General features: G+C 37.9%; 9 protein-coding genes and 2 pseudogenes. 9 read left to right on the top strand and 2 right to left on the bottom strand.

Annotation, left to right across the window (positions count from 1 at the left end; translation table 11 throughout):
• Nucleotides 1-585: 585 nt before the first annotated feature.
• From D0S48_RS21105 to nagZ, 3 genes and pseudogenes are all read left to right on the top strand, one after another.
• Nucleotides 586-948 (top strand): annotated as a pseudogene (locus tag D0S48_RS21105) (M56 family metallopeptidase); the annotation flags it as partial.
• 6 nt (nucleotides 949-954) lie between these two features.
• On the top strand, nucleotides 955-1749 hold the full coding sequence (locus D0S48_RS21320) for a YjgB family protein (RefSeq protein WP_370455756.1): 795 nt from the start codon (nucleotides 955-957) through the stop codon (nucleotides 1747-1749).
• 224 nt (nucleotides 1750-1973) lie between these two features.
• Nucleotides 1974-3770, top strand: a complete 1797-nt coding sequence (gene nagZ, locus D0S48_RS08895; protein WP_151111333.1) for a beta-N-acetylhexosaminidase — start codon at nucleotides 1974-1976, stop codon at nucleotides 3768-3770.
• 129 nt (nucleotides 3771-3899) lie between these two features.
• Here the strand turns inward: nagZ and D0S48_RS08890 are convergent.
• Both D0S48_RS08890 and D0S48_RS08885 read right to left on the bottom strand, forming a co-directional pair.
• Nucleotides 3900-5041: pseudogene (locus D0S48_RS08890) on the bottom strand (IS3 family transposase).
• Between the two features lie 718 nt (nucleotides 5042-5759).
• On the bottom strand, nucleotides 5760-6644 hold the full coding sequence (locus tag D0S48_RS08885) for an AraC family transcriptional regulator (protein WP_151111331.1): 885 nt from the start codon (nucleotides 6642-6644) through the stop codon (nucleotides 5760-5762).
• 265 nt (nucleotides 6645-6909) lie between these two features.
• Between D0S48_RS08885 and D0S48_RS08880 the strand changes: the two genes are divergently transcribed.
• From D0S48_RS08880 to D0S48_RS08855, 6 genes are all read left to right on the top strand, one after another.
• Nucleotides 6910-7185 carry an Atu4866 domain-containing protein gene (locus D0S48_RS08880; RefSeq protein WP_142540473.1) on the top strand — a complete coding sequence of 92 codons (276 nt, stop codon included), beginning with the start codon at nucleotides 6910-6912 and terminating at the stop codon, nucleotides 7183-7185.
• Complete coding sequence (locus tag D0S48_RS08875) at nucleotides 7185-7916, top strand: SDR family oxidoreductase (protein WP_142540474.1); 732 nt, start codon at nucleotides 7185-7187, stop codon at nucleotides 7914-7916. Before D0S48_RS08880 ends, D0S48_RS08875 begins: the two co-directional genes overlap by 1 nt.
• Nucleotides 7917-8282: 366 nt before the next feature.
• The gene (locus D0S48_RS08870) at nucleotides 8283-8654 is read left to right on the top strand and encodes a hypothetical protein (protein WP_151111329.1); all 372 of its coding nucleotides are present in this window, start codon (nucleotides 8283-8285) and stop codon (nucleotides 8652-8654) included.
• A gap of 161 nt (nucleotides 8655-8815) precedes the next feature.
• Complete coding sequence (locus tag D0S48_RS08865; RefSeq protein ID WP_370455755.1) at nucleotides 8816-9184, top strand: HAD hydrolase-like protein; 369 nt, start codon at nucleotides 8816-8818, stop codon at nucleotides 9182-9184.
• A 537-nt stretch (nucleotides 9185-9721) separates the two neighbouring features.
• Complete coding sequence (ltrA, locus tag D0S48_RS08860; protein WP_151109567.1) at nucleotides 9722-11050, top strand: group II intron reverse transcriptase/maturase; 1329 nt, start codon at nucleotides 9722-9724, stop codon at nucleotides 11048-11050.
• Nucleotides 11051-11511: 461 nt separating this feature from the next.
• Nucleotides 11512-12192, top strand: a complete 681-nt coding sequence (locus tag D0S48_RS08855) for a response regulator transcription factor (RefSeq protein ID WP_142540476.1) — start codon at nucleotides 11512-11514, stop codon at nucleotides 12190-12192.
• Nucleotides 12193-12215 lie beyond the last annotated feature (23 nt).

Raw genomic sequence — 12215 nt, 5'->3', positions numbered from 1 at the left:
TCAATTCGATGGTCTATTTTTATGTCCAAAACATTAAGTTGATTTCAGATATGCATTGTGAAATGTTACACTTAAACTAAGAAGCAGTTTAGTTTAACAAGATAAGGCTATTTTTAGACAAAGACTTAGTGCAAAGCTTCATTATTATATTTGGATTCTGCTAGTACTTAGGCTAATACTGCCAATAGACATTCAAAGTCATTTAAGCTTTATGAATGTTATTCCAATTGAACAGAAGGAACTTGATCCTCACTTTATAGCAGAACATTATGTTCCTAACATAATACCAAACAATACTATCACAACCGAAAATCCACCTTCTATAGAAGATAGTAACGCATTAGCTGATCCGGGTATTATAGGCGCTATTTTTAGTTTTGATACTGCAGCGGTGCTGTGGATAATAGAAGTTTCATCACTTTTACTCTAAATTTTAAGCGTAAATATCTTGATGATGGCTAAATTAAAAAAATGTTCAGTCTGTGAAAGAGAAGACTTAATTAAAATTTTAGAAGCAGAAATATCAAAGCTTAAAATTAATTCAAAGATAAAAATTTTTAAAGTAATTATTCGAAATCGCCAGCAGTTTATGGGATGATCCGTCCTAAAATTATTATTCCAGACGAGCTTATAAACAAATTAACTTCGGAAGAGTTTAGGTTTGTATTAAGCCATGAATTAACTCATATTAAAAACAAGGATTTAGTGGTAAACACCTTACTTATGATTGTTAAAGCAGTCTATTGGTTCAACCTCTTAATCTGGTATTCACTTAATCAGGTAAAACAAGACTGTGAAGTGGCTTGTGATGCGTCTGTCATCAGTACTTTAAAGACAGAAGAAGTCAAAAAATACGGTGAGACAATAATCAATATGCTTAGATTATTCTCAGAAAAAAGGAATACTACCGGTACATTAGGATATGCAAATAAATACAGTAAAAGGAGAATCATCATGATTACACAATTTAAAAAAAATTCGGCAATATGTGCAGTTTTAGCTGTATCTCTTACGATTATGGTAGGCTGCTCAAGCAACATTAAACCAGGCAGCTCAGAGGATATCCAAGATAGTGGCGCAGATAGTTCTATTCCATCAGAAGAAATAACCTTACAAGATGAAGCACCACAAAGCAATCCAAATCAAGCAACTCAAAACGATACATCCCAAGACAATACAAGCCAAGCGTCACAAAACAGTGCAAAACAAAATAACAATACAAATCAAGGGGAAGCATCGAAAAACAATACCTCTGCTTTATCATCTAATGGGGATACTCAGCGGAAACTTCTTTCAAGTATCATGCAATTGGCAAAGCAGGGTAAAATCATCAACTCAGAGTTTCCTGTTAAAACAACCGTTATAGAGGACGTAGATAAAAAACTAGGAAAAGCGGAAAAGGTTGATTGGGTACCTAATGCGAAGGGAAATTATGCTGTATTTTCAAAATACAATGTGGTATTTGGTTTCAACAAAGGATCGCGGATTTTTGAGGCGAGATCGTTTGATAAGAAATTAAATGAATTGTCACTTTCTATGGTGAAGAAAGAATTTGGAGCTCCAGATTATGATGTAAAAAGTAATGGTGAGGAAATTATAGGGTATGTTGCAAGCTCTGATTTTAAGATTTTGTTAGTATTTCCTAATCCTTCAAACAGTAATCCGGACCCGGTAATGGACCACTACTCCGTGTTTTACCCTAAGGGGACAGTTAATAATATGTCGAATGATCCGGGAAGACAATGGTAATAAAATGTGAAGCGAAAAAGTAACCACACGTAACGAGCTTCTTTTACAGCGTAAACATTATAATTAACAATTTAAATAGAGGATGAATGGATGACATCCCCTGTAAATTACAGGCTTTATTGAGCCGATTTAACGCAATAGAAATAAACATCAGAAACTTAATTCGAAAAATGTAAAAAAGGTCATAATAGTTAAAGGCGAAAAGTTAGAAAGGAAAATTGGATATGAAAAAACAACAAAGAAAATCACGAAATAAACTACGTAATTTTACGATTCCACTTTTAATTTTAGCCTTAATTATTGGCGTTTATTATTATGCAATCAAAGAAAATAGTAGCGAACAGACGACGCAAGATAAAGAAAGTCCAATTATTTCTCAACCTACCGGTAAAAATACAGTGGATTCAAATCTTGAGAAATTAGTAGAAGAAACTTTTTCCTTATCTAAGGCAGGCAAGGTTCCGAATATTCCCTTTGCTTCTGGTAAAACAGAATGGAAGGAAGTAAACAAAGAGTGGGGAAAATCAGACCATATTTCGGAAACTGCTAAAGGCAGGTATGAGGAATACAAAAGTCATCATTCTACAATCGGCTATACCGATCAGACCGTAAATGATATACGTTCTTATGATTCTGAACTACAAAATATTCTTTTAAATGAAATTACGAAAATTGGTGGAGAACCCGATGCCATTCGATACTATAAAGATTCAACTGTTGACCAAATGATCCTTGTCTATCATGCAACGGCCTCTACTGACTTATTGTGGGTTTTACCAGTAAAAACAGAGCTGGAGCCAAATCCTAAAGTTGACCATATCTCACTCTATACACAGGTTAATAAAACACCAAATCAGCAAGCCCAAGATGAAAAGAGCCCAAATCAACAAGCAGAAGTAGGGAAACAATCGAATCACCAAGAAAATCAAAACATTTCAGAAGTAATATCTAAAATGAGCTTAGAAGATAAAATTGGCCAGATGATTCTTGCTGGGGTTTCCTGCACTACAATAGACGCAAATGCAATAAAATTAATAAGCCAACTCCATGTCGGGGGAATTATTTTCTACAAATATAATTTTGACACCCCTGCACAAACCGTTCAACTTGTTAATCAGTTCAAAGCTAAAAATAGTTCGAGTCTTCCGCTTTTACTAGGTGTTGACCAAGAGGGGGGACGTGTGACAAGATTGCCGGGTGGACTTGTAAACTTTCCACCAAATAAACAGATTGGACAAGTAAACAATCCTGATTTTTCTTATAAAGTCGGAACACTCTTAGGCCATGAATTAAAAGAATTTGGTTTGAATCTCGATTTTGCACCTGTTCTTGATATTAACAGCAATCCAAATAACCCAGTAATCGGGGATCGATCATTTGGGAACAATCCAGAAATCGTAAGTAAACTTGGGATTCAAACGATGAAAGGGATACAGTCTCAAAACGTCATCTCTACAATCAAGCATTTTCCTGGACATGGAGATACATTGGTTGATTCCCATTTGGAATTACCCGTTGTAAATAAAAGCCTTAAGGAACTTAAAGAACTAGAGTTAATACCGTTTGAACGTGCGATCGATCAAGGAGCTGGTGTTGTGATGGTTGCCCATATCTTATTGCCCGAATTGGATAAAAACAATCCAGCGTCCATGTCAAAAGCTGTCATGACGGATCTTCTAAGAAAACAACTTAGTTTCAAGGGAGTCATCATAACGGATGATATGACAATGGGCGCCATTACGGAACATGTTGATATTGGTAAAGCAGCGGTAGAATCAGTAAAGGCAGGTAGCGATATTATTTTAGTAGGGCATGGATATAATAATGTTGTAAAGGTTACCTCCTCTATAAAAACAGCTGTTGAAAATGGAGAAATTTCCGAACAAAGATTAAATGAAAGTATAGAAAGAATTATCCAACTAAAAAGGAAATATAGCCTTAACGATACGAAAGTAGAAAATCCTAACATAAATGAAATAAATAACTCCATCAATAGTCTTCTGAATAATTATTTACATTAATTATTAATATTGGTTTGCGGTTAACCTTATAACTCGAACGGGTGCGTAGTTGAATAATTAAATAAATAAATAAAGGACCATACATATTGGCACTGACTACCCTTTTTGAGACAAGAATAAAACACCCTATTATGCAGCCAATTGTCGGTATTGAACCGGCGATCGGCTGTTTAGTTTCGTTTGAATACGGATATTGTTATAATAAATAATGTACTCTTCGACGATTTGTATCACACACGCATTCGTTGTGCGATAGATAGCGTCTAGATAGAACGTTTCAGACTTTAGCGTGGAATAAAACGTTTCGATTGGGGAATTATCAGCCGGCGTGCCTTTGCGGGACATGCTCATGGTAATTCCTTTTTCTTTGACTGCTTTTTGATAAGCGTAGGACGTATAAACGGAACCTTGGTCACTATGCAGAATACATCCTTCTGGTAAATCAGGCAATTGATTGAGTGTGTCCAACACAAAATCAGTGTCTTGTATGAAACCGATAGATTGCGCCACAATCTCGCCATTGAACACATCGAGAATACTAGAAAGATACATCATTGATTGGCCATAAGGCAAATACGTAATATCCGTTACTAGCTTCTTCAAAGGTTTAGATGCTGAAAAATCCCGTTCCAATAAATTCGATGCGACATATGCGGGCTGTCCAGTACGCTTGCGTTTCTTCACTTTTACTTTACATTGCCAACCATTTTTTGCATAGTACGCTGTACAGTCTTCTCACAAACTCCTGGATATAGGGCGGCAATTTTACGATAACCATAGCGGAACTTATGCTGTTTGCACAAGTCGATCAATCTGCTGATCTCGAGTTTCTTTAGGTGTGAGGTGATCCTCATTCTTTTTCCAACGATAGTATGAGGAACGACCTATACCTAAGTGACGACAGCTCTCGCCTATTGGCATCACATCCTTTAATTCTTCGACCAATTCGATCACTACTTTTGGTGCCACTCTCTTTCCACTTCCGCGTACTTTTTTAAGACTTCAATTTGCTGTTTTAAATACCGATTCTCTGCCTGTAGTTTGGCTGTCTCACTGTCATATTCCGGTCCTTTACCGAAGGTATATTGTTTACCGACTGGTTGATGGAGACGATGAATTTCTCCATTTCGATACCAATGCATCCATCTCTTCAATTGCGTTTTGTTCCGAATACTTAATTTTTCCATTACTTCCTTTACAGGTACCTTGGCCAATCGCATTTCTATTGCCTTCATTTTCACTTCAACTGGATAACTAACTCTCGTCCCCATAGAAAAAACACTTCCGTTTTGAATTCAGGTATTGTATACCCGTTTTTCAACGACAGGTGCTTTTATTTGTCTCATTTACTTAGGTCAGTGCAATTAGACATATCTAAAATGTGGGCTCCTTTATTATCAATCCTATTGACGCCTAACCTAAATATAACATTGGTTGTACCCCCGTATATGCACGATGCTGATAAGGACGGTGAGTAAGCCCCTAGAAGATAAAATAATAGAGTTAATGGATAAGAATGAAAATGAATTTTCTTTTATAAAATAATAATTGTAAAATATTACACCATAGACTATGGGTGCTTTACTTCAATAAGGAGTAAAGCCTTTTTTATTGTTACGACATAGTTAAGCAGTAAATAGTCGCCAGCCTTATGGATGAGTAGACTAAATGACTTTTTATTTACTATAATTTGATGTATGTATAATTACTTTTAATTTTTCAAACAACTTGATTGCTATTAAGGTATATTTAAAAAGCGAAAAATCAATTGGAAGTAAATGTTTTAATGAATTATCTATACATTAAATAAGGAAGGTGTCTAAGGACACCTTCCTTATTATTAATACTTCTAACGTATTTCCTGCTTTGTAATAATCATGAGTTTAAAGAATGAATAAACCTTATAGAATTAGTAAGTAAGATAGCGTTATAAAAAGGCTATCAAAATAGCTTAGAATCTCCTCCACATTAGAAAAACGTATTTTCTTTTTATTCAAACCTTTCCCACAAATGTTGTATGTCTTTCATTGGGGGCAGGCCAAACTTGCGGCTGTATTCTCGGCTGAAATGCGATGGACTTTCATAACCTACCTGGAACGCTGCTTCAGCCGCTTCCAGTCTTTCCGTTAAAAGCATTCGGCGTGCCTCCTGCAGCCGAAGCTGTTTCTGATACTGGATCGGGCTCATGCCTGTGATTTCCTTGAAATGTTGATAGAAGGATGAGGCGCTCATTCTGGCCTCTTTCGCTAAGTCCTCCACCTTTAAAGGTTGAGCGAATTCACGGTTCAATACCCCAATCACCTTTGCAATGCGCTGGGCCTGACTGCCTACAAGTGCAAAGTGCTTCAAGGAATTATTCTCATCATTCTGTAGAATCCGGTAAATGATCTCACGCTTAATACTTGCGGCAAGGACTGGTATATCCTTTGGAGTTTCCAGCAGCCTGATAAGCCGCAATACCGCTTCCAGGAGTGATTCGTTTATAAGGGTGATTTCCAGACCACGTCCTGTGGAGTCACTGGAAATTCCTTGATTCGATGATTGAATGACTTCGAAAATCTGATTCATATCAAGCTGTAAATTTATACATAAATAAGGTACTTCAGGTGAAGCCACCACGACCTGGCCTGTAATCGGCAAATGAACAGACGCAGTCAAATAACTGGCCGAATCGTACTGATAGGTTTCTTCACCGAGCATGACTAATTTTGTTCCCTGAGCCACAATGCACAGGGAAGGTTCATAAACAGAGTAAACAGGTTCAGAAACGTGGGAGGCCCGAACAAATCGCAAGCCTGGTATACAGGTCTCAGACGTCCCATCCACCGTTACGTTTCTCTCAATCAACTCTGCTAATTCCTTAATTCGCTCCATGGCAGTTCCTCCATCTTTTCCATCAACACTTATGGATTCCTTAGTCACTATACTATATTTTATTGGAGGATTAGGCAATTATTTCGTAAATATCGGCTACCTTCCCTTTAGCACAAAGATTCATAATATGTTTATGGGCAGGTATTTCAATGAGATAGTACGGAATAGAGCACGTTTCTGTTCTGCTCTTCGGTAAATTTTTTCACTTTAATTCTATCTAGGTTTTAGTGCTGCCTATCGTTTACATGTGGAAGGAGATAATGAAATGAAAAAAGAACATGCTAATTTATATCCCTATGTAGGCATATGGGTAACTGCGGACGGTCATATTCGGCACGAGTTACTGCCGAACGGACGGTATGACGAAGCACGTGGCAACAAAAAAAGCGCCTATCAAGGTAGCTATACCATCAAAGGCAATCATATCGAATATGTCGATGATACAGGCTTTACTGCTGATGGTGATTTTATAGATGGAGTGCTTTACCATGCAGGTATGGTGCTATATTTAGAGAAACCTAGTGAAGGGAGCAAGGAATGATGACTGTAATTAATGGAAAAGTAGTGGTGATTACGGGAGCAAGCAGCGGAATTGGTGAAACAACAGCCCGACTGCTCGCAAGTCTAGGCGCTCATGTTGTCATCGGGGCAAGGCGTGTAGAAAGACTAGAGGTATTGGCATCTGACATTAAAAAGGATGGCGGTTCTGTAGTCATTCAACAGCTCGACGTGACAGAAATGGAACAGATGCAGGCGATCATTGAAGTAGCCCAAAGCCGTTTTGGACGAGTGGACGCTGTAATCAATAATGCAGGGGTGATGCCGCTTTCTTCACTGGAAGCACTCAAAATTAAGGAATGGAACCGAATGATTGATGTCAATATTCGCGGTGTTCTCCATGGCATTGCCTCAGGTCTTCCGGTCATGAAAAAACAAGGTTTCGGACATTTCATCAATATCGCTTCCATCGGCGCCTACGAAGTGAGCCCGACAGCAGCTGTCTACTGCGCGACCAAATATGCTGTACGTGCCATAACGGATGGACTGCGGCAAGAGACTGCAGGGCAAGGCATCCGTGTGACCCTTATATCGCCGGGGGTAACGGAATCAGAACTAGCCGAGAGCATTACCGACAACGAGGCAAAGGAAATCATGAAGGAATACCGGCGTACCACTCTCCCAGCGACGGCTATTGCTCGTGCTATAGTCTATGCGCTAGAACAGCCTGAGTATGTCGATGTAAGTGAACTAGTCATTAAACCCGTAATATAGATTAAACAAAAAGACATTAGTATATTGTAGCTTTAGAATAAAGTTTAAACAAAAACGACACACAGACCCATATTTTAAGTAAAATTAAAAGAGCCCGTTTTGAACAAACTTTGTTCAAAACGGGTTAATTCTTTGTGAAACACTGTGCAATTCTCCGCAAAATCCTCGTCTACTTTGAAAATTGGCTTAATCACGAGTTTGCCCTCATGTAATTCAATCATTACTTCCTCACCGATATGTAGCGCGTCATAGTATTCTTTGAATCACTTAATGACGCTATGCCGATACTTTAATTTTTTTACTTTTAATCATTTCATTATTCAATTAATTATCATTACTTATTTTTATTTATGAGGAGGAAAATCGTTGAACAACAAAAGAGTAGTCTTCTTAATTATTGGCGTTATGCTATTTAATGCTGTGATAGTTAATGGCACATCTATCATTAACGGGAGATTTCCAGATAGGTTAATGACTATTGCTTTAACGATTATGTCTTTTGGTTTAGCTTATTTAGCGCCTCACTTTACGGAAAAAGACGAATGTGCTCAAAAGATTCGAGAACGTGCCATTTATATTAACTATTTTTGGTGTGTTAGTTATGTGATTATTTTAATGCTGATTTTTAACCCAACTTCAAATATTGATCTAATTTCCTTCCACACACTCACAATATTTGCCGTATTATATATATCTACGGTCTTTTTAAATATGGTTTATTACGCAGAAAAGTACTGAATTCTAAATCGAATGTTTTTGATAAGATTATTTCGGGGTTCCATTAACAACCGTTTTTGGTGCTCATTTTTAGAAATTAATTGGATATTTATATTTAGATAGATAAGAGATTGTGCAAAATGCACTTAAAGTAACTTGCAGGTTAGTTCAATAACTGCAAGATTCTAAATTTCACTTTAGTTGTTGCAACATCAAAGCCTACTGTATTTTCTGAAAAAGTACTGATTCATTTTAATATTGACCAATATTTTGACCTTGTTGTTGGAAGTAATCTTGATGGAACAAGAACAGCAAAAACTGAGGTTATACAATACATACTCGATATGCACAATGGGCATAAACTAGATGACTTTATTATGATTGGTGACAAGAAGCACGATATCATTGGGGCAAATAACAACGGTATTGACTCTATTGGAGTAACTTATGGATATGGTTCTTATGAAGAACTAACTCATTCTAACCCTACTTATATTGTCCAAAGTGTTGACCAGTTAAAAGACATTTTGATTGGAAGTCAAGTCAAATAATTGATATGTAGTTGCTCAACTAACGGGTGCTTGTGCGGCCGAGCATAGGTCGTATCATATAGCGGGTGGGATTCCCGCCGAGAAAGAACTAGCCATTCACTCGTAGCGAGTCTTGGAGGGCTAATGGTAACATTAGCCTTTAAGCGTAGACAGTTAGGTGGCGGGCCGAAAGCCAACTGGTTGAAGGGATTGAGCTCCATAATGTTAGTAAATCGAGAGGGCTGATGCTTTAAGCACGGCAGAAAGCTACATTTTATCCATCGTTAAAGGCAAGAAGGATAAAGCCTCTCTGGGGTCAGAGACCTTGGCACGTCACACATGGATATGATACGGCAACTCGGGAGACCCTAGCGGTCTCTTCTTAGTGAAGAGTATGGTGTACAAGTGATAATAAGCAAGGAAACCAAATGCCGTTTAGGGAGTCGGATAGCAGCGTAGTACCAATGAAGTTGGGTAATGCCGATGGAGGAAAGGCTGCTACCAAGTTATCACCCTTACTAGGGACACATTTACTACACTCGGAGGTAGGAATACTAAATGGAAACAAAACTATTAAGGATAGCAGAATTAGCAAAATCTGATCCGAAAATGAAATTTACATCTATTGTACATTTACTAAATAAGCAATCTCTAGTTCAATGTCATCTTGAATTACCTAATAAGAAGGCAACGGGGATTAATGGCACAACTAAAGAGCAATACGGTGAAACACTAGAGGAAAATATAGAAGATTTAGTAAGTAGGCTTAAAAGTAAAAGTTATCATCCAGTTCCCGTAAGGAGAATGTATATTCCTAAGGTTAACTCCAACAAGAAAAGACCGTTGGGGATACCGGAACATGAAGATAAGATTGTACAGAGAGGCATTACTAAAATACTAAATGCCATCTATGAAAACGATTTTCTAGACTGCTCTTTTGGGTTCCGCCCAAATCGTAACTGCCACGATGCTTTGAAAATATTAAATCATTACATTGAAAAGAAATCAGTAAATTATATAGTAGATGTAGATATTAAAGGGTTCTTTGACAACGTTGACCACATATGGATGATGGAGTTCTTAAAACTGCGAATTACTGACCCTAACTTACTAAGATTAATTGGTAGGTTTCTTAAAGGTGGATACATGGAGGAAGGAAAGAAATACAAGACAGATAAAGGCACACCGCAAGGTGGAGTCATCTCTCCGGTTCTAGCCAATCTATACCTTCATTATGTTCTGGACCTGTGGTTTGAGAAGGAAGTTAAAAAACAGTGTAAAGGACATGCATACATAGTTAGATATGCAGATGATTTTGTGTGTTGCTTCCAATATAAGAGCGAAGCTCAGGAATTCTTTCAATCATTGAAGCTGAGATTACAGAAGTTTAACTTAGAAATAGCAGAGGATAAAACCAAAATCATTCCCTTCGGGAGGTTTGCGGAGAAAGATGCAAAACTAAAGGGAAATGGAAAACCTGACACCTTTGATTTCCTAGGTTTTACACACTACTGTGGAAAGAGTAAAACTGGACACTTTCGTGTGAAACGGAAATCAAGTAGGAAAAAGCTACAAGCTAAACTAAAGGAATCTAAAGAATGGATAAAGAAGAACCGAAATAATGATATTCATATGATTATGGATAGATTTAAACGCTCACTTGTAGGTTATTACAACTACTATTGCATTACGGATAACACTCCAAGTGTTCACCAATTCAAAGACAAAATCCAATACTTACTATTTAAATGGCTCAACAGAAGAAGTCAAAGGAAATCCTTTACTTGGGATAAATTCAATCTCTTTCTTCATAAATATCCGTTACCTTCACCAAGAATTAAGGTGAATATATACGACTTAAGAAAAGAGATTAGCTATATTTTGTGAATGATGACTAGGAGGAGCCGTGTGCGTAAATAGCGCAAGCACGGTTCTGTGAGGGGGGAGGAACACAATCTACCGTAGGTAGAGAGGTTCCCTTCTACTCGACTACTTGAAGAAGTCAAAAAAGTCGGTTCCTTAACGTACAGGGAATTCGACTTTTTTATGTTTGAATTTGCTTAGCGTACAAAATTTCCGAAATGTTGGCGATACCCCTTTATGGGCTAGTATGACGGGGTACTCGAAAATATCATTTTATTGCTGGAGATAAACACAGTTACTCTACTATCACAAACTAGTCCGTGCTATTCTTAAAGAAATTCATACAAGATGTTCACACGACGTACACAGGAATCTTCTATACTCGGTTTAGATAGTCCTGCTGGAGGTGTATGAAGAATGAAATCATACTAGTATTCATGTCCCATAGTGATAGGGCGACGTGGATAGATGTGGAGAGGAAAGACATGAAAAGAAATTTATTATTAGTCGAAGATGACTTGCTGATGCGTGAGTTTATAACGGATTATTTCAAAAAGGAACAATGGGACGTGTACGAAGCGGAGAACGGTAATCTCGCACTCGAGATTTTTGAACGACAAGCCATTGACCTAATCGTGCTGGACATTATGATGCCAGAACTGGATGGGTTTTCAGTGTGCAGGCAGATTCGCAGGAATTCAGATGTTCCGATTATTATGATCACAGCTAGGGTGGAAGATGATGATCAATTGAGAGGGTTCGAGCTTGGTGCGGATGAATATGTCACAAAGCCTTTTAGTCCAAGAGTATTAGTGGCCCGTGCTATTGCACTGTTGAAACGGACGGAAGGTACGATTGGTCGAGAAGGAAATTTACTCACCTTTGGCGGGCTGACGGTAAATAGAATGTCCCATACTGTTTCCGTAGAGGGAAAATCGATTTCCTTATCACCGAAAGAATACGAGTTGCTTCTCTTTCTTACGAAGCATTATGGGAAAGTGTTGTCTCGAGATTTTATTCTGAATGCTGTATGGGGCTACGATTATATAGGTGATTTGCGGACAGTAGACACCCACGTTAAAAAATTGAGGGCGAAACTCGGTGCAGAGGGCAGATGCATCGGAACTGTCATCCGTGCAGGGTACAAGTTCGAGTTGGAAGGATGAGGAGGCAGGGAGTCGTCCTTAAA

It is taken from the genome of Psychrobacillus sp. AK 1817, from assembly GCF_008807035.1.
Classification (GTDB): Bacteria; Bacillota; Bacilli; order Bacillales_A; family Planococcaceae; genus Psychrobacillus; species Psychrobacillus faecigallinarum.
Note: the sequence above shows the minus strand (reverse complement) of the source record. Positions and strands in the feature narration are given on the sequence as shown.